The following is a 19,414-nucleotide window of genomic DNA, read 5'->3' as shown; positions in this document are numbered from 1 at the left end:
GGTATTATGCGTGACGCGAATTGGATGGACTTCGCGACAATCTATCTATGATAAAATAATTAAAATCAAGGGGTTGATGTAATGACAAATAAGCTTATTAAAGGACTAATTGCGACTGCAGTGCTGGCTGCGCTAGCAGGTTGTAATAGTGATGATGACAATACTAAAGTACCAACAACCTGTGCCGAAGCGGGCAGTGCTTGTAAAACTTTTACCGTATTACACACCAATGATAACCATGGCCGTTTCTGGGAAAACAGTGATGGCGAATATGGTATGGCAGCGCGTAAAGCGTTAATTGATCACATTCGTGCTGAAGTCAGCAAGAATGGCGGCCAAACATTATTATTGTCTGGCGGTGATATTAACACCGGTGTGCCAGAATCTGATTTACAGGATGCGATTCCTGACTTTACAGGTATGAACAAAATTGGTTACGACGCAATGGCGGTCGGTAACCATGAATTTGACAATCCATTATCTGTATTAGATATGCAGCGTCGTTTAGCCGAATTCCCAATGCTGGCGGCGAACATTTACCGTAAAAATGCTGAGGGTGGTCAAGGTGAACGTTATTTCGAGCCTTATAAAGTGTTCGATATTAACGGTCTTAAAGTAGCTGTGATTGGTTTAACCACCGAAGACACTGCAAAAATCGGTAACCCAGAATTTATCAGCGATTTAATTTTCACCGATCCTAAAGTGGAAGTGGCGAAAGTTATCAAAGAAATTAAAGACGCCAAAGCGGCTGATATTATCTTCGCAACGACTCATATGGGCCACTATGCCGATGGTCAAAACGGTAGCAACGCCCCTGGCGACGTGGCTATGGCGCGTGCGTTGAATAAAGGCGACTTACAAGTTGTTATCGGTGGTCACTCACAAAACCCAGTGTGTATGGAACCGGGCACCGACGGCAAAGCTTACGCGAGCTTCAAGCCTGGTGATGATTGTGCACCAGACCAACAAAACGGCACTTGGATCATGCAAGCCCACGAATGGGGTAAGTATGTTGGCCGTGCGGATTTCGAATACTTCAACGGCGAACTGCACTTAGCCAGCTATAAGCTGGTCCCTGTGAACATGCGCAAGCTGGACGAAGCAGGCAAGAAAACCACAGAGCTGGCTGGCACTAAGATTGAGCCAGATGCTGAGTTAAAAGAGCTGCTGTCTTACTATCAAGAAAAAGGCCAAGCTAAGTTAGACGAAGTCATCGCGACAACGGATGCGCTGCTCGATGGTGAGCGTGCAAACGTACGTAACAAGCAAACCAATTTAGGTCGCATGTTAGCCATGGCGCAAAGCGGTAAAGTGTCTGCTGACTTTGGTGTAATGAACTCGGGTGGCGTGCGTGCTTCTATCCAAGCGGGCGATATTACTTACCGTGACGTGCTGACGGTTCAACCTTTCGGCAACATGGTGACCCTGAACGAAATGACGGGTACTGAAGTTGCGGCATATTTAGGCGCTGTGGGCAGTATTCAAATCGGTTCAGGTGGTTATGCGCAAATCACAGGCGTGAAAATGACCATCGACTGTGCGGCTAAGACGGCTAATATCAGCGAAATCAATGGCAAAGAGTTCAGCGCAACGGCAAGCTATAAGTTCACTGTACCTAGCTTTAACGCTGCAGGTGGCGACGGTTATCCAAAACTGGCTAGCCCAATCCAAACTGGTTATGTGGATGCGGACTTACTCTATTCATTCCTGAAAGAGAAGCAAACTATCGTTGCATCTGACTACAACCCAGTAGGCGATATTGTTTACGAAAACTCAAACAGTGTTGAAGGCTGTCAGCTGTAATCGCATGCGATAAATTATCGTAAAAATGCCACTCATTTGAGTGGCATTTTTATTGGTGAGCTTGCTAAGTTAGTTGGTAAAGCTTAAAAGAATTAATGACTTAATCTAAGCTCGTGGCGATGTTCATGCTGATAATGTTCGGCGCAGTTGCTGCAGCGCTGTTCAGTGGGATCTTGGCTTAAGCGCTCGGCTTCGATTTCGGTTTCGCAATCGGAGCAGAGGCCGTACAGACCTAAGTCGAGTTGACAGGAGGCTGCATCGAGGCGGTTTAAACGGCAAAATAGTGGGTGCTCTGCGAGATGGCTCTGTGCCAAGCGGTCGATAAGTTCGCCTAGGGTGAGGTTGGCATGATCCGCCCCAAGTATTTCTATAAACTGAGGGAGCGCGCCGATTTCCTTCCTTAGATTAGCTTCAAGCTCTGACAATTCTTGTCTGATATGGGTGGTGCTCACGTAAAATCGCCTGTTTTATCTGACTCTGGACATTCAGTCTAATAGTTCCACTATCAGCGACTATGATAAAGATCAAGTATATGTGCGATTTATAGGGATTAAGTGGTGGTTTACCTAAAAATTCACCACTTTTTTATGGGATTATCCTGTGAGCGTTTAGCGCTTATTGACCAAGGCGCAGCTGCGCTTCTTCTAGCACACGCACAATCTCTTCGGTGGTTTTGTAGATCCGCAGTTCCCTGAAAAGGGTATCCGCCTCTGGATATTGGCGATTTAAGTAACTAAACCACTGCTTAATTCGTGCAGGATAATAATCACTCTTGCGGCCACTCAGTTCGCGTTGGGTGTAGCTCAGCATCAAGCCTAAGGTGTCAGCCCAACTATAGGGCGTCGCGCCTGTCTTAATGGTGTCGGCAAGATTGGGCAGCGAAATCGCGCCACGGCCAATCATAATGCTGTCGCAGCCCGTGACCGCCATACAACGCTCTGCATCTTCACGGTTCCAAATCTCACCATTGGCAATCACTGGAATGGGCAAGCGTTCGCGCACTTCGGTGATGTATTCCCAGTAGGCAGGTGGTTTGTAACCATCGACCTTACTGCGGGCATGGATAGCCAGTTCTGTTGCGCCGGCTTCATAGACGGCCAGCGCATTTTCCATAAACAGGGATTTGTCTTCGTAACCTAAACGAATTTTTGCCGTCACCGGATGCGCGGCGGGTACGGCTTGGCGCATGGCGCGCACAATATCGTGAATCGTATTAGGGTATTGCAGCAACACCGCGCCGCCATTACTGCGGTTCACCATCTTAGCGGGGCAACCAAAGTTAGCATCGACGCCGTGTGAGCCAAGCTCTATTGCACGCATCGCGTTTTCGGCCATGCAGTTAGGCTCTTGCCCTAAAAGCTGTACGCGAACTGGCGTGCCCGAGGGGGTAAAGCCGTCATTGAGCAGTTCGGGGCAGAGTTTGAGGAACACTTTTTCTGGTAAGAGTTGGTCAACCACGCGCACAAATTCGGTGACGAGCAAATCGTAGGGGTTAATTGAGGACAAAATATCTCGCATTAAGTCGTCAACCACGCCTTCCATCGGAGCCAAAATTACGCGCACTGCCACTAACCCATATCCAGTTTCAAAGGGCGTGCATTCTATCCTATTGAACAGTGGTTACAAAGCATTGCGAGGGAAGGCCAAGGACTGTTTTTGGCTGTTTTCGTCGTTAAATTCTGTTTCCTACCAGCATATTTTGATTATTTCTGTGATTTGGTGATAATTTCTGAAATGAAATCGAGATGGGGCAGGTCTTTTGCAGTAAGCCAGCTACAACACAGGTGTTGGCCACCATAAATTAAGGAAAAGGAAGAAACATATGAAGTCAGTTAAGCAAACAGCCGTTGCAGTTGCGTTAGGTACAGTGGTGGTCGGTTCTGCGTTTTCCGTGAATGCGCAAACCAACCCATTCGGATTTGAAACTATGGAAGCGGGTTATCAAATCGTCGGTTCAGAAGGTAAATGTGGCGAAGGCAAATGTGGTGACGATATGAAAAAAGCCGCTGCTGAAAAAGCCAAAGAAGGTAAATGCGGCGAAGGCAAATGTGGTGGCGACATGAAAAAAGCAGCTGCTGATAAAGCCCACGAAGGTAAATGCGGTGAGGGTAAATGTGGCGGCGACATGAAGAAAGCCGTTGCCGATAAAGCCCACGAAGGTAAGTGTGGCGAAGGTAAATGCGGTGGCGATATGAAAAAAGCTGCTGAAAAAGTCGAAGTAAAGGCTGACGCAGTCAAAAAAGAAATGAAATAAGCGCGAGTCGATACCATCGAGTTTCAATTCTACACTTGGCCAGCCTTTGCTGGCCTTTGTTTAGCTGCATTTGGGCACGAGCTTGCCAGAACGAACAAAATGTAATCTCGAAAAGTCAACACGCCCTAGGTAAGAGGTGAAAGCAATGCAAGAGAGTGGATTGGTTGGATTAGGCTTACGGCGTGAAATGCTCAGTGAGTTTTGCCAAGCGCTGCCAACGGCTATCGATTTTTTAGAGGTCGCCCCTGAAAACTGGATGACGCTCGGTGGAAAATACGGCAAGCAATTTAGTCAGCTTACTGAGCAACATACTTTTTTCTGCCATGGTCTGTCACTCTCTATCGGTAGTCCTGCCCCCTTAGATTTGGAGTTTGTCCGCCAAGTGAAGGCGTTTATGGATCTGCACCAAATCGAAGTCTATTCGGAGCATTTAAGTTATTGCTCGGGTGGTGGGCATTTATACGATCTCATGCCCATCCCCTTTACCGATGACGCAGTTAAGCATGTGGCAACGCGGGTCAAACAAGTGGAGGATATTTTAGAGCGGCCTTTGATCCTCGAGAATATTTCCTTTTATGCCGCCCCGAGCGCACAGATGAGTGAGCAGGCGTTTTTGACCGCAGTGTTAGAAGAGGCCGACTGTAAGCTGCTGTTAGATGTGAATAATATCTATGTGAACTCGATAAATCATCAATATGATGCCGAGGCTTATTTAAAGGCCATGCCAACGGAGCGCATCGCCTATTTGCATATCGCAGGGCATTACCAACAGTCTGAAACCTTGCTGATCGACACCCATGGCAGCGACATCAACGATCCGGTTTGGGCATTGTTGGAAAAGTGCTATGCCCAGCATGGCGTCTTACCGACGCTGCTCGAGCGTGACTTTAATTTGCCCGAAACCGTGCAGTTATTGGATGAGATTAATCAAATCCATGCCTATCAAACGCGGGCGAAAAATCGTTTGGATAAGAGGATTGCCTGATGGAATTTAAGCAAGTACAGCAGTCTTTTATCGATTATATTCGCGATCCCCAAAACCCTGTGCCGAGCGGTGTGCCCCTCGAGCGGATGCAGGTTTACCGAGAGCTGTTTTTTAATAATGTGATGGGCTTTGTCTCCAATGCCTTTCCCGTGCTCAAAAGTCTTTATAGCGATGCACAGTGGCAAGCATTAGTGCAGGCTTTTTTCAGTCAACACGATTGTAAGTCACCAATTTTTATTGATATTGCCGGAGAGTTTTTACAGTTTCTGCAGTTTGAATATTCGCCAGCAGAATGTGATCCGCCCTTTATGTTGGAACTGGCGCACTATGAATGGCTCGAGCTGCGAGTGGCAACCGCGCAGCAAACGAGTGAGCAAGTATTGCTATCCAAAGAGGATATTCTGCAACGTCATCTATGTTTAGCAACAACGGCGAGTGTGGCCCAGTACCAGTATCCGGTGCAGCAGATCCGCCAAGATTATCGCCCCACAGAGCCACTGCCGCAGCCGGTGTTTTTCTGTCTCTATCAGGATGAGGCGGGCGAGGTGGGCTTCTTACAATTAACACCGTTAAGTGCGCAAGTGCTGGGGTATTTGGCTGAACAAGGGCAGAGCCGCCTCGATGACATACTCAACTGGCTGCAACAGATTTACCCACAAATGCAAACGGAGATCTTAACCCAAGGTTGTATTCAATTACTCGAGCAACTCGCCGTCAAAGGGATAGTGCGCGGGATTTAAGCTGCATGTTGCTTAAATCAGCAAAATAAATGCAATAACCTTACATAAAAAGGGTTTTTGTTGATTTGACAAACCGCTACAATGGCGCCCGTTTTGTGATCTTAATCACTGTACGATTCCTGCGCACTTATCTTTGTACACATTTGAGGAGCTGTAATGAGCAGTCAGCCGTTTAAAGACCCATTTAACTTTATGTATTTTATTGGTTTTATTTTAGTCTTACTGTTGCCGACGCTTCCAGCAAGCCTGACTTGGTTAAAGCAATTAGGCTTAATTTAAGCAGGTTTTAATCTCAAATTGAGTATACTACTGGCCACTCTTAGAGTGGCTTTTGTTTTTAAGGTTTGAGGCATATTCATACTATGGTTATCTACAAACTATGATATTGAAACGCGGTTTGTTTTTATTGATAGGTTGCTTGGCGTTGGGCCTTGGACTGCTGGGTATCGTATTGCCTCTACTACCGACAGTGCCGTTTATCCTGCTGGCAGCTTTTTGTTTTGCCCGCTCAAGCGAGCGATTACACCAGTGGTTGATGGCACACCCTTGGTTTGCCGATGCGCTCACCCAGTGGCAAGAGCACAGGGCGATGCGCCCCGGGCTTAAGCGACGGGCGATGTGGCTCACAGGGCTCAGTTTTAGCATTAGCATTCTGGTGGTTCCCATCGTATGGGTAAAGTTGCTGCTGCTCACCATGGCGGGCGGATTACTTTGGTATCTTAAAACCATTCCTGAAATCGAATCCTAAACACATTTGATCTAAGGCACAAATTGATAACCAATTCGTCACTTGAATACGCTGCTTATTGCAACTCAAACCAAAGCGGCATAAGCTTTGTGCGAATTATTAAAGCTCGTCCACACTCGCTGTGGACGTTTTGTTTTTACCGCCAGCAGTTACGCGTGGCGAAACGATTAAGTTAAATTAAATGGCTATGAATACAGAAACCTTATCCTTGATAAAGCAAAGCATTAAAACGATTCCTAATTATCCTAAGGAAGGGATTCTATTTCGCGATGTGACCAGTCTGCTGGAAAATGCTGCGGCCTATAAGGCGGCTATCGATTTATTAGTTGAGCATTATCGCAATAAAGGCTTTACCAAGATTGTGGGCACAGAAGCCCGTGGTTTCTTATTTGGTGCGCCTTTAGCACTGGAATTAGGCATTGGTTTTGTGCCTGTACGTAAGCCTGGTAAGTTGCCACGCGCGACCATTAGCCAAAGCTATGAGCTGGAATATGGCCACGATAGCCTTGAAATCCATACCGATGCGATTAGCGCGAATGACAAAGTGCTGGTGGTTGACGATTTGCTGGCCACCGGTGGCACTATCGAAGCCACAGTCAAACTAATCCGCCAACTGGGTGGTGAAGTGCAAGATGCGGCCTTTGTGATTTCATTACCTGATTTAGGTGGCGAAGCCCGTTTAACTGCCTTAGGTCTTGAGTTGGTTAAACTTTGTGAGTTTGAAGGCGAATAATTCTTCAGCCAAAGGCGCCTAGGGATAGTTTAATGGCATGTCGTTAATTGACATGTTATCTTGCAACTATCTCGGGGCGCGATCCCCTTTTTTGTACCAACATTCTTGTCATGCACATTGGGGAGTTCCATGTCATATCAGGTGTTAGCCAGAAAATGGCGCCCTGCCACATTCGAACAGATGGTCGGCCAAAGCCACGTGTTGCACGCGCTCACGAATGCGTTAACGCAACAACGTTTACACCATGCTTATCTTTTTACGGGTACTCGCGGTGTGGGCAAGACCAGTTTGGCGCGCCTCTTCGCCAAAGGCCTCAACTGCGAAAAGGGCGTAACGGCTTCCCCTTGTGGTGTGTGTGGCAGCTGTGTCGAAATTGCCCAAGGACGCTTTGTTGACTTAATCGAAGTCGATGCCGCCTCGCGCACTAAGGTCGATGACACCCGTGAACTCTTAGATAATGTGCAATATCGTCCGACCCGCGGCCGTTTTAAGGTCTACTTGATTGACGAAGTACACATGCTCTCCCGTAGCAGTTTTAATGCTCTGCTTAAAACCCTCGAAGAACCACCCGAGCATGTGAAGTTTTTGCTGGCGACCACTGATCCGCAAAAGCTGCCGGTGACAGTGTTATCCCGCTGCTTGCAATTTAACTTAAAGAGCTTAACCCAGCAGGAAATTGGCACTCAGCTACAGCATATTTTAATCCAAGAGCAATTGCCCTTTGAGCACGAAGCCTTAACCCTGCTCGCCAAAGCGGCGAATGGCAGTATGCGTGATGCCTTAAGTTTGACCGATCAGGCGATTGCCTTCGGTGGTGGCACTGTGATGCTCAATCAAGTGCAATCAATGCTGGGCAGTATCGATGAACAGCATGTGCTGCGCTTACTCAAAGCCTTAACCGATGCCAATATTGGCGTCTTGATGCAAAGCTGCGCCCAGGTGCTCGCTTATGGTGCGGACGCCCAAGAAGTGCTGCGCAGCTTGCTTGAGTTACTGCATCAAATTACCCTGACTCAATTTGCGCCAGCCGCGGCGCAGCAATCGCTATATAGCGCGCAAATTCAAGCCTTTGCCGAGCAGTTAGCGCCTGAACAAGTGCAACTGTATTACCAAATTTTACTCACGGGCCGCAAAGACTTACCCCATGCGCCGGATCCTAAGTCGGGCCTTGAAATGGCGCTGCTGCGGGCGGTGGCATTTGTTCCCGAAAAGCCTGTTAAGCGTTGGCAAGTTGAAGACACTGCAAAGGTGAGTTTGCCTGTATCGCAGCCAACCACCACACCCCCTGCGACAGAGCAGGTAGTGAATAAGGCGGCAAATCAGACTGAGGCTGAAAAAAAAACTCCGTTAAGTTCCGCCGTTGACTCACAACTAGCGGCAACGGAAGCGGTGCAGTCGGCACCTACGCCAGGAGTTGCCCAACCAGCGCTTTATCAGCCCGAGATCTCTAAGGCTTCTCAAGCTTCCCAAACTTCTCAAACGTTAGTCGCCGATGCATCGCAGCAGCTTTTGTCCGTTGAGGCAGCATCAGTCGATGGCGATGATGTAGCTGAAGAAGAGTCAGTACTCGATGCCGCATTGATTGCCGAGCAGCAAGTGATCTTAAGCCAGGCCCAAAGCCAAGGCTTTGGCGCAAGTGGAGATCTCGTATCGAGTGGCGAGACAATATCCAATCCAGAATTAAGCTCTGCTTCTACGCCCGCATCAAGCGCTGATGCCGAGCTTAGTCAGGATTCAGCGGTTATTGAGACTGATAATGCCAGCTCTACATCTCCCTCCGCAGCAGGTTTATTGAATGCTCAGGATGATGTGAAGGAAGAGGCTAAAGGGAGTGTTAAAGAGAGCGCTGATGAGCGAGCACTAGACGCTTATTTGCCTGAGACTTACGGGCAATACGATTATGCCGCCGCACCGTTGGATGCCTACCAAGATGATTATGCGCAATTTATGTCCGAGGAGCAGGGGGCATTTTCTGGCATCGAAGATAATGCATTTATCAGCGACAGTGCTCAGTCTATTGATGAAACCGTTGTTCATGTGCCAGCTGTCCATGACCAGGCTACGCCAGAGCATACATCGCAGGCCGTCGCTGCAAATCCTGCCGCAACCACAGTATCCATCGATGACGACGATATTTTATCGGCGGTATTAGCGGCGCGAGACTCCTTGTTATCCGATCTCGATGCGCTCAGCACCAAGGAAGGTGATGGAAAAAAGCTAGCAGCGGAAGTTAAGGTTAAAACCCCGAGCCAGAATACACATACTGCGCCAGCAGCTAAAATCTCAGCGTCGACACCAGATGCCACTACTCCTTTGGCGTTGCAAGTTGTCAGTGGCAAGTCCGAGAATGATTTCGAGTTGCCCTTTGACGATGATTTTGAGGTCGAAAGCCATTTTGAAGCACAGGCAGGAGTGATAAGCGCCTCACAACCGGCTCTCCATGTTGCGCCTGCGCCACATCCGCAGTTCGATCCGAACGATCGTCCGCCATGGGAAGAGGCACCAATAGATACTCGGCTTGATACTAATGCAGAACTCGTTACAACCTCTCATCATGCGAGTGAAGCCGTGAGCGCGCCGCAATCAAGCCAAGTGCTGCAACAAGTTATCGCGCCTCAAGAGCCTTTACTGGCAACTGAAACTGCACATTCTGCATTCGTTCCTGCTGTGCCAACTAATTCCGGGGTAGCTAATACTGAGGCAACTCATACCGAGGAGACTCGAGTTGAGCATGCAACGGCGCAGCCAGTGACTCAGACGCAGATCCAAAGTCAGACTCAAATACAGCCGCAGCCAACCGAAACGCTACAGCCTGCGCCATCCACTGCATTAGCGCTGGCGCAATCGATAACGGGTCATCCGCTCGATTTGCATTGGTACAAGTTAATGGCAAGCTTAGAAATTGGCGGCCGTGTACGCCAGTTAGCGGTGAACTCGATTTGTCAGGTGCAGGCTAACCCTTTGCCATTGTTGCTAAAACCTGACCAGAAACACTTGGCGGCGCCCGTGGCGATTGAGCAGTTAGAGCAAGCTCTGACGGCCGCATTGGGGAACCCGAGGCAGGTTGAGGTGGCCATAGGAACTGATCCCGCGCGGGAAACCCCCTTAGAGATGCGCAAACGTTTTCATCAAGAGTTACTGCAGCAGGCACGTCAATCGCTGATGATGGACGATAATGTGCAGTGGTTAATTAACCGGTTTGGGGCTGAGCTTGATCAGGACACTTTGGTTTATCCGCCAGAATTGTTAAATCAGCGCAGTGGGCTGATCCCAGCATTACCCGAACCAGAGTGACACTTGTATTCCTGCATATCGAGCAGGTAGTGGCTGAGTTTGCTTAAAAACTCGCTATCAAGATCATAAGTTTATCGATGGGATAACTGCATTGATTGCCAATCCCATTTATTTCAGTAAGATTAGCCAGCTTAAAAGCTTGCGACTAACCCTAATAGAAGAGAAATGACTATGTTTGGAAAAGGCGGTATGGGCAATCTGATGAAACAAGCCCAGATGATGCAAGAAAGAATGGCAAAAATGCAGGAAGAAATTGCCCGCATGGAAATGGTCGGTGAGTCAGGTGCAGGTCTGGTTAAAGTGACCATGACAGGCGCACACACAGTACGTAAAGTCGAAATCGATCCAAGCTTGATGGAAGACGACAAAGAAATGCTGGAAGATTTGATTGCAGCAGCCTGTAACGATGCTGCACGTCGCATCGAAGAGAACCAAAAAGCCAAAATGGCCGAAGTGACTGGCGGTATGCAATTACCACCAGGCATGAAAATGCCATTTTAATTGAGATAGGCAATGAAATTTAGTCCACTGCTTGACGAGTTAATTCAGTCCCTACGTTGTTTACCTGGGGTTGGGCCGAAATCGGCTCAACGTATGGCGTTTCAATTACTTGAGCGTGACAGGAAAGCGGGGCTTAAATTAGCCTCAGCCCTGTCGAGTGCCATGAGTGATATCGGTCATTGTCAGTCTTGCCGAACCTACACTGAAGAAAGCCTCTGTCCGATTTGTGCTAGCCATAAGCGCGGCTCGTCTTCGACAATTTGTGTGGTCGAAACGCCAGCTGATGTATTAGCCATAGAAGCAGGTGGACATTTTACTGGTCGCTACTTTGTATTGCTGGGCCATTTATCACCACTCGATGGGGTGGGGCCTGAAGAGTTAGGCTTAGCGTTATTAGAGCGTCACTTAGCCTCAGGCGATGTCTCCGAGCTGATTTTAGCGACCAATCCCACGGTAGAAGGTGAGGCCACCGCCCACTTTATTGCCGATATGGCAAGGCGCCATAAGGTGGTGATCAGCCGCATCGCCCACGGTGTCCCCGTGGGTGGCGAGCTGGAATATGTCGACAGCACCACCTTAGCGCTGTCCTTCAATGGACGTATCCCGCTGTAGTGCGTGATTGCCTAAAGATAAAACCCGCCGGCCCAGTGCTTGCGGGTTTTTATTTTATGGGCGCAGGATTATTTGAATAACGAATATTGAGCATATGGTCTTGAGCAAAGGGCAAATGCGGAGTTTGCAATATCACGCGTTTGCATTTAGTGCTCTTGTTTGCCGCGTTAGCCTTCCTCATTTACGACGGACTCCACAAATATCTGGGCCATAGGCCGTGTTTTCGCCTCTGATTGCCTTATTTTTCGCCATTTGATCTGTGATTTTATCTCCCCCCTTGAAAAGTGGATTTACAGCCCCATTTTATTAATCACTAAGCGTTTGCTTTAACCAAATTGCGTAACAAATAAGGAAAATTTCATGTCACAACAAGAAACTCATGGTTTTCAAACTGAAGTCAAACAGCTGTTGCATTTGATGATCCATTCTTTGTATTCCAACAAAGAAATTTTCTTGCGTGAACTGGTCTCCAACGCTGCGGATGCGGCCGATAAGCTGCGTTACCTTGCGTTGACCAACGACGCGCTATACGAAGGTGACGGTGAGCTAAGTGTTCGCATCAGCGCAGACAAAGACAAAGGCACTGTGACCATCGAAGACAACGGCGTGGGCATGACCCGTGATGGCGTGATTGAGCATTTAGGTACAATTGCAAAATCGGGCACCGCCGAATTCTTTAAAAACCTCTCTGGCGAAGCCTCAAAGGATTCGCAGTTAATTGGTCAGTTCGGTGTGGGCTTCTATTCGGCCTTTATCGTGGCGAAAAAAGTCACGGTACGTACCCGTGCGGCAGGCCATAAGGCTGGTGAAGCCGTATTGTGGGAATCAGAAGGTGAGGGCAGCTTCACTGTTGAAACCATCACTAAGGCGAGCCGTGGTACTGAAATTACTCTGCACCTGCGTGATGAAGAGAAAGAGTTTGCCGATGAGTGGCGCCTGCGCTCGATAATCACTAAATACTCGGATCATATTTCAGTGCCCGTTGAAATGTGGCAGGAAGGTACCCCAGAGCGTGATGGCCCAGACGGTGGAAAAATCCCAGCGACTGAGGGTTACTGGAAGGTCATGAACAAGGCGACTGCGCTGTGGATGCGCAACAAGTCTGAGATCAGTGACGAAGAGTACCAAGAATTTTATAAGCACATTTCCCACGACTATACAGATGCATTGCTGTGGAGCCATAACCGCGTTGAGGGTAAACAGGAGTACACTAACCTGTTGTATATCCCGTCAAAAGCGCCTTGGGATCTATGGAATCGCGACCGTAAGCACGGCCTGAAACTCTTTGTTCAGCGCGTGTTTATTATGGATGACGCCGAGCAATTTATGCCATCTTACCTGCGTTTTGTGCAGGGCTTGATTGATTCAAACGATCTGCCGCTAAACGTGTCTCGCGAGATTTTACAGGACAACCACATCACCAAGGCGATGCGCACCGGTATCACTAAGCGCGTGCTGAGTATGTTGGAAAAACTGGCAAAAGACGATGCGGAAAAATACCAACAATTCTGGGCCGAATTTGGTCAAGTGTTGAAGGAAGGCCCTGCGGAAGACTTTGCGAACCGTGAGCGTATCGCTGGGCTATTACGTTTTGCGTCTACCCATACCGGCAGCGCGGCACCAACAGTGTCACTCGATGACTACTTAAGCCGCATGAAGGAAGGCCAGACTAAGATTTACTATATCGTTGCCGACAGCCACGAAGCCGCGGCCAACAGCCCACACTTAGAGCTGCTGCGTAAGAAAGGCATCGAAGTGTTGCTAATGTCAGAACGTATCGATGAGTGGTTAATCAATCACTTAACCGAATACAAAGAGAAGCAACTGCATTCAGTAACCCGTGGCGAGCTGGAATTAGGTGAGCTGGAAGATGCGGCCGAGAAGGAAGCGCAGGAGAAGCTTGCCGAAGAATCGGCACCACTCCTTGAGCGCATTAAAGCGGCATTAGGCGCTAGTGTGGCCGACGTGAAAGTCACCTCACGCTTAACCGATACCCCAGCCTGTGTAGTGACAGGTGAAGGTGAGATGTCGAGCCAGATGATCAAGCTGATGCAAGCAGCGGGTCAGCCAGTGCCAGAGGTTAAGCCGACGTTTGAGATCAACCCAGCGCACCCATTAGTGTCGCGCTTAAACGATCTTCAAGATGAAGCCGCCTTCGCCGATTGGTCAAATCTGTTATTGCAACAGGCGCAATTGTCAGAGAAGGGCAGCCTTGCGGATCCATCGGCCTTTATTAAGCTGATGAACCAAATGCTGTTGGTGAATCTGAAGTAAGACATTCGGGGCACTTGAGTCGAGACGCAAGTGCCCCGATTTACTTTTAGGCACCCCGAATATCATTATCATAGTGCATTTCCCCATTGAGGTGCCGTTTTGGGAGTAAGGAAATACCATGGACAATATCCTCGATCTAACGAAAGACAATATTCAGCAAGTGGTTGATGCTTCGATGCAGCAACTGGTGGTGATGGTGTTTTGGGCCCAGCCACAGCCGCAGAGTGTTGCCATGGTGCAAACACTCGAGCAACTTGCCGCGCAGCATGCTGGTCGTTTTGTGCTGGCGAAAGTGAACTGCGAAACCGAGCTGGAAATCGCTAACTATTTCCGCATTCAAGCACTGCCGACTACCTTAGTGCTCGATAAGGGCCAGCCAATAGATGGCTTTGCGGGCATGCAAGAGGCGGCGCAGGTGAGCGCTATGCTGGAGAAACACTTGCCACCCTTATGGCAATTACAGCTTGAGCAAGCCAAAGCCCTGTTAGCCTTAAGCCAAGTGTCGGCGGAGGATTTATCCACGGCGGCCGTGTTACTTAAAGACGCCTACAGCGCCTCAAATCAGGCGGCCGAGGTGAGTTTAGTGCTTGCCGATGTGTACTTGATGCAGGGGGAACTTGCTCAAGCGCAGCTGCTACTCGAACAGATTGGCCTTGCCGACCAAGATGGTTATTACCAAAGCTTAAAGGCGAAATTAACCCTTGCTTTGGATGCGGCGGACACGCCAGAAATTCGTGATTTGCAGCAGAAGCTCGAGCATAATCCGCAGGATTTAGTGTTATTACTCGAACTTTGTAAGGCCCTGCATTCGGCCCACCGAGACGAAGAAGCGCTTGCACATTTATACAGTGTGTTATCTAAGGATTTAACCGCTGAAAATGGCAAAGTAAAACAAGTCTTTATGGAGATTTTAACGGCGCTTGGGCAAGGCAATAGTCTGGCGAATCAGTACCGCCGTAAGCTCTATACCTTGCTCTATTAAGGATTAAATTGGCCGCAAAACTGCGATTTATTTGCGGTTTCTGAGGCTAAAGTCGAAGCTAAAAGCCTTCTCAATGGCGGCCAGATGTGCGAAGATCGCCGCCCTAAGAAGAATATCAATGCGAAAAAGAGGACTCTTGAGATGCGCATTATCCTATTGGGCGCCCCAGGTGCCGGTAAAGGTACCCAGGCCCAGTTCATTATGGAACAGTATGGTATCCCACAAATTTCTACTGGCGACATGTTACGTGCTGCCGTTAAAGCCGGTACTCCGCTGGGTTTAGAAGCGAAGAAAGTGATGGATGCAGGCCAACTGGTTTCTGATGATCTGATCATTGGACTGGTTAAAGAGCGTATCGCACAGGACGACTGTGTTAAAGGTTTCCTGTTAGACGGTTTCCCACGCACTATCCCACAAGCGGATGCGATGGCGGCAAACGGTATCAGCATTGATCACGTGATCGAAATCGATGTGCCAGACGAAGAAATCGTTAAGCGCATGAGCGGTCGTCGCGTTCACCCTGGTTCTGGCCGTGTTTACCACGTGGTTTTCAATCCACCTAAAGTGGAAGGTAAGGATGATGTGACGGGCGAAGACTTAGCGATTCGTCCAGATGACGAAGAAGCCACTGTGCGTAAGCGTCTTGGCATTTACCACGAGCAAACTAAGCCATTGGTTGAATACTATGGCAAAGTGGCTGCGGCGGGTAACACTCAGTACCACAAGTTTGATGGTACTCAGTCGGTTGCGGCTGTGAGTGAACAGTTAGCCCGCGTGCTGAAATAAGCGTCATTCGCTAAATTCGAGAACAAGTTCTCATATTAGGAAAAAGCCTGCTATTGCAGGCTTTTTTTATTGGCAACTGAATGTTAGCCTGCCGTGGTATTTGGCTGATAAAAGGTAGCACATTGACTTCTCCCTCTCCTGCGTTTGGCGTGTTATTGGTCAATCTTGGCACGCCCGATGAACCCACTCCCAAAGCGGTTAAGCGATTCCTCAAACAGTTTTTAAGTGATCCTCGGGTCGTCGATTTGTCCCCCTGGCTGTGGCAGCCCATTTTGCAGGGGATTATCCTTAACACACGACCAGCAAAAGTGGCTAAGCTTTATCAGAGTGTATGGACGGAGCAAGGCTCGCCGTTAATGGTGATAAGTGAGCAGCAGGCGCAAAAGTTAGCGACGGATCTAAGCGCCACCTTTAATCAAACCATTCCCGTAGAACTTGGCATGAGCTATGGCAATCCTTCGATTGATAGCGGCTTTGCCAAACTCAAAGCCCAAGGTGCAGAGCGCATCGTGGTGTTGCCGCTGTATCCGCAATATTCCTGCTCAACCGTCGCCAGTGTGTTCGATGCGGTGGCACAGTATTTTGCTAAAGTACGTGATTTTCCAGAGCTGCGTTTTAACAAACAGTATTTCGATCATGAAGCTTATATCGCCGCGCTCGCCCATTCGGTGAAACGCCATTGGAAAACCCATGGTCAGGCCGACAAGCTGATTTTATCCTTCCACGGTATTCCGCTGCGTTATGCCACTGAAGGCGATCCATACCCAGAGCAGTGTCGCACTACGGCCAAGTTACTGGCACAGGCTTTAGGATTAACCGATGGCCAATGGCAGGTGTGTTTCCAATCCCGTTTCGGCAAAGAAGAGTGGTTAACGCCCTATGCTGATGAGCTGCTGGCCGATTTGCCCCGCCAAGGAGTGAAGAGTGTCGATGTGATTTGCCCGGCCTTTGCTACCGATTGCCTTGAAACCCTAGAAGAAATCTCTATTGGCGGTAAAGAGACTTTCCTGCATGCGGGCGGTGAGGCCTATCACTTTATTCCCTGTTTAAATGATGATGAGCTACATATAGAGCTGCTCAGGCAATTAGTGCAAGAACAAGCTCAACCTTGGATACGCGCAGAATGACGGTAAAATTCTCCCGTTGAAACCGAAAGACGGCCTAGTTTCATGCTGATTTTATGGTAGAATCTGCGCCCTTTGCGGCTCGGGAGTGGATTTTTTATCTCTCTAGCCTAGACTCATTATTTTTAGGACACGATGAGCCAACGCTCGTTGTAATGCCCATTAGCATGGATGCCAGGAAAAGAGAGCCACTATGAAGTTTCCCGGTCAGCGCAAATCGAAACATTATTTTCCGGTCAAAACCCGTGACCCACTGCTTGAGCAATTAACCCAACAACCTCAACCTTTTGCGACTTATATCAGTGGTATCGATCAGACCTTAGTGGATATCGAAGCCAAGGTTGAAGATGAGTTACTCGGCCGTTACGGTTTACCTAAGGGCAATTCGACCCTGATCAATGATGACCAAGCGCACGCCCTTTATACCGAGCTGAAACAAAGCGGTTTGATCAGCGATGAGTTTGCGGGCGGCACTATTGGTAACACAGTGCACAATTATTCTATTTTGGCCGATGATCGCTCTGTGCTGTTTGGAGTGATGAGCCAAAATATCGAAGTCGGCAGTTACGCTTACCGCTATCTTTGTAACACTTCCTCTAAGGTTGATCTTAACTTCCTACAACCCGTCGATGGTCCCATTGGCCGTTGTTTTACCCTGATTTCGGATTGCGGGGAGCGTACCTTTGCGATCAGTAAAGGGGCGATGGATAAGTTAACCCCAGAATATATTGATAAAGACGTGGTGCAGGGCAGCTCTGCCTTAGTATTAACCGCCTATTTAATGCGTGCTAGCGGCGGTGACAGGATCACCGATGCAGCCATGTGCGCGATTGAATACGCCAAAGCAGCCGAAGTTCCCGTGGTATTGACCTTAGGCACGCGCTTCTTAATCGAAGAAGATCCCGTTTGGTGGCAAAACTTTATCCAAGAGCATGTGACCATTTTGGCCATGAACGAAGATGAAGGTGAGGCCTTAACCGGATTTCGTGATCCGCTGCTTGCCAGCGAAAAAGCCCTCGAGTGGTGTGATATGGTGTTAACCACCGCAGGTCCTATTGGGCTTTACACTGCGGGTTATACCGATGATGCTGAAAAGCGCGAAACCAGCCATACACTACTGCCCGGTGCAATCCCTGAATTTAACCGTTATGAGTTCTCGCGTCCTAAGCTGAAGCGCGACTGCGAAAACCCGATTAAAGTCTTTGCTCATATTTCGCCTTATATGGGCGGCCCTGAGAAAATCGGCAATACCAATGGTGCGGGTGATGGTGCGTTGTCGGCCTTATTACACGACTTGGCGGCCAATACCTTCCATAAGACCAACGTGCCAGGCTCGAGCAAGCATAAGCGCGATGGCCTGTGTTATTCGTCATTCTCGCAAATTTGTAAGTATGCTAACCGTGTGGCTTATGAGGTGTTGGCGCAGCATAGTCCGCGTCTCTCCCGCGGTTTACCTGAGCGTGAAGACAGCTTAGAAGAATCCTACTGGGAAAGATAAACCTGCACGGGGTTGAGTTAATAAGGGCAATAGCGGCAAACCGTTATTGCTCTTGTTGTTTTTGGAATGGCGTAAAAAACGGAAAGCTGACGTTTTATCAACAATTAACCGCATAGAGGTTAATTTTTGCTACAGACAGACCTGAATAAGTGATAACGTTAGCCGAATCACTGCTCCCAATAACAGCGAATATTTAAGGTGGAATTTTCGGTGAAAGCGCAGATCTTAACAGAAATGAAGGTACTCAAGACGATCGATCCTGAGTTCGAAGTGCAGCGCCGTGTGGCGTTTATTAAATCCAAACTGCAACAAGCCCGCAGCAAAGCCTTAGTCTTAGGGATCAGCGGTGGCGTGGATTCGTCGACGGCAGGGCGTTTATGTCAATTAGCCGTGGATAGCCTTAATAGCGAGCATCCTGATGGCGGCTATCAATTTATTGCGGTGCGCTTACCCTATCAAATTCAAAAAGATGAGCACGAAGCCCAACAAGCTTGCCAATTTATTCAGCCATCAAAATTAGTCACAGTGAATGTGCATCAAGGCGTAGATGGCGTGCATCAAGCCACCTTAACTGCCTTTGTGGAGGCGGGACTGCGTTCACCGGATGCGGCAAAAGTCGATTTTATCAAAGGTAACGTTAAAGCGCGGATGCGCATGATTGCCCAGTATGAGTTAGCCGGTTTAGTGGGCGGGCTTGTAGTGGGTACCGACCATAGCGCCGAAAACATTACTGGTTTTTATACTAAATGGGGCGATGGCGCCTGCGATCTTGCGCCTTTATTCGGCCTCAATAAACGCCAAGTGCGCCAAGTCGCCGCTTATTTAGGCGCGCCAGAGTCCTTAGTCTATAAAGCGCCAACGGCGGATTTGGAAGATAATCAACCTTTATTGGAAGATGAAGTTGCGCTCGGACTAACCTACGAGCAAATTGATGATTTCCTTGAGGGGAAAGTCGTTGACAAAGCCGTTGAAGAAAAGCTGATTAATATCTACAAAGCAACTCAGCATAAGCGTCAGCCGATTCCGACTATTTACGATTAATTTAAAACAGTTACCGTCTGAAGTTTAACGATAAAGCAC

18 protein-coding genes are annotated in these 19,414 nt (G+C 48.6%); 16 read left to right on the top strand and 2 right to left on the bottom strand.

Annotated features, from left to right (window positions below):
* Nucleotides 1–81 precede the first annotated feature (81 nt).
* Entirely contained in the window at nt 82–1,803 is a 1,722-nt protein-coding gene (gene ushA, locus ACK5NH_RS03080) for a bifunctional UDP-sugar hydrolase/5'-nucleotidase UshA (RefSeq protein WP_416917748.1), read from the top strand.
* Between the two features lie 92 nt (nt 1,804–1,895).
* Here the strand turns inward: ushA and ACK5NH_RS03075 are convergent, their stop codons facing one another.
* Both ACK5NH_RS03075 and ACK5NH_RS03070 read right to left on the bottom strand, forming a co-directional pair.
* Nucleotides 1,896–2,255, bottom strand: coding sequence for a TraR/DksA C4-type zinc finger protein (locus ACK5NH_RS03075; RefSeq protein ID WP_416917747.1), 360 nt, complete (start codon nt 2,253–2,255; stop codon nt 1,896–1,898).
* A 163-nt stretch (nt 2,256–2,418) separates the two neighbouring features.
* Nucleotides 2,419–3,366: a tRNA-dihydrouridine synthase gene (locus ACK5NH_RS03070; RefSeq protein WP_416917899.1), complete on the bottom strand. Its 948-nt coding sequence runs from the start codon at nt 3,364–3,366 to the stop codon at nt 2,419–2,421.
* A 259-nt stretch (nt 3,367–3,625) separates the two neighbouring features.
* Between ACK5NH_RS03070 and ACK5NH_RS03065 the strand changes: the two genes are divergently transcribed.
* From ACK5NH_RS03065 to nadE, 15 genes are all read left to right on the top strand, one after another.
* On the top strand, nt 3,626–4,057 hold the full coding sequence (locus ACK5NH_RS03065; RefSeq protein WP_416917746.1) for a hypothetical protein: 432 nt from the start codon (nt 3,626–3,628) through the stop codon (nt 4,055–4,057).
* A 145-nt stretch (nt 4,058–4,202) separates the two neighbouring features.
* Complete coding sequence (locus tag ACK5NH_RS03060) at nt 4,203–5,042, top strand: DUF692 domain-containing protein (protein WP_416917745.1); 840 nt, start codon at nt 4,203–4,205, stop codon at nt 5,040–5,042.
* Nucleotides 5,042–5,782 (top strand): DNA-binding domain-containing protein, encoded by a 741-nt coding sequence (locus ACK5NH_RS03055; protein ID WP_416917744.1) that lies wholly within the window; start codon nt 5,042–5,044, stop codon nt 5,780–5,782. Before ACK5NH_RS03060 ends, ACK5NH_RS03055 begins: the two co-directional genes overlap by 1 nt.
* Before the next feature lie 156 nt (nt 5,783–5,938).
* Nucleotides 5,939–6,061, top strand: a complete 123-nt coding sequence (locus ACK5NH_RS03050) for a hypothetical protein (protein ID WP_011623018.1) — start codon at nt 5,939–5,941, stop codon at nt 6,059–6,061.
* Between the two features lie 100 nt (nt 6,062–6,161).
* The gene (locus ACK5NH_RS03045) at nt 6,162–6,530 is read left to right on the top strand and encodes a YbaN family protein (protein WP_416917743.1); all 369 of its coding nucleotides are present in this window, start codon (nt 6,162–6,164) and stop codon (nt 6,528–6,530) included.
* A 181-nt stretch (nt 6,531–6,711) separates the two neighbouring features.
* Nucleotides 6,712–7,263 (top strand): adenine phosphoribosyltransferase, encoded by a 552-nt coding sequence (gene apt / locus ACK5NH_RS03040; protein WP_416917742.1) that lies wholly within the window; start codon nt 6,712–6,714, stop codon nt 7,261–7,263.
* 129 nt (nt 7,264–7,392) lie between these two features.
* On the top strand, nt 7,393–10,557 hold the full coding sequence (dnaX, locus tag ACK5NH_RS03035; protein WP_416917741.1) for a DNA polymerase III subunit gamma/tau: 3,165 nt from the start codon (nt 7,393–7,395) through the stop codon (nt 10,555–10,557).
* 171 nt (nt 10,558–10,728) lie between these two features.
* Entirely contained in the window at nt 10,729–11,058 is a 330-nt protein-coding gene (locus ACK5NH_RS03030; RefSeq protein WP_041409075.1) for a YbaB/EbfC family nucleoid-associated protein, read from the top strand.
* Between the two features lie 12 nt (nt 11,059–11,070).
* Nucleotides 11,071–11,670, top strand: coding sequence for a recombination mediator RecR (gene recR, locus ACK5NH_RS03025; protein WP_416917740.1), 600 nt, complete (start codon nt 11,071–11,073; stop codon nt 11,668–11,670).
* A 360-nt stretch (nt 11,671–12,030) separates the two neighbouring features.
* Nucleotides 12,031–13,944: a molecular chaperone HtpG gene (gene htpG, locus ACK5NH_RS03020; RefSeq protein ID WP_416917739.1), complete on the top strand. Its 1,914-nt coding sequence runs from the start codon at nt 12,031–12,033 to the stop codon at nt 13,942–13,944.
* A gap of 118 nt (nt 13,945–14,062) precedes the next feature.
* Nucleotides 14,063–14,926, top strand: coding sequence for a co-chaperone YbbN (locus ACK5NH_RS03015; RefSeq protein ID WP_416917738.1), 864 nt, complete (start codon nt 14,063–14,065; stop codon nt 14,924–14,926).
* Nucleotides 14,927–15,067: 141 nt separating this feature from the next.
* Complete coding sequence (adk, locus tag ACK5NH_RS03010) at nt 15,068–15,712, top strand: adenylate kinase (protein ID WP_416917897.1); 645 nt, start codon at nt 15,068–15,070, stop codon at nt 15,710–15,712.
* Between the two features lie 80 nt (nt 15,713–15,792).
* Complete coding sequence (gene hemH, locus ACK5NH_RS03005; protein WP_416917737.1) at nt 15,793–16,839, top strand: ferrochelatase; 1,047 nt, start codon at nt 15,793–15,795, stop codon at nt 16,837–16,839.
* Nucleotides 16,840–17,029: 190 nt separating this feature from the next.
* Entirely contained in the window at nt 17,030–18,334 is a 1,305-nt protein-coding gene (locus ACK5NH_RS03000) for an inosine/guanosine kinase (protein ID WP_416917736.1), read from the top strand.
* Nucleotides 18,335–18,544: 210 nt separating this feature from the next.
* A complete protein-coding gene (nadE, locus tag ACK5NH_RS02995) occupies nt 18,545–19,375 on the top strand; it encodes an ammonia-dependent NAD(+) synthetase (RefSeq protein ID WP_416917735.1) in 831 nt (276 codons plus the stop codon).
* Nucleotides 19,376–19,414 lie beyond the last annotated feature (39 nt).

Source organism: Shewanella sp. (genome assembly GCF_047975355.1).
In the GTDB taxonomy this organism is placed as follows: domain Bacteria; phylum Pseudomonadota; class Gammaproteobacteria; order Enterobacterales; family Shewanellaceae; genus Shewanella.
Note: the sequence above shows the minus strand (reverse complement) of the source record. Positions and strands in the feature narration are given on the sequence as shown.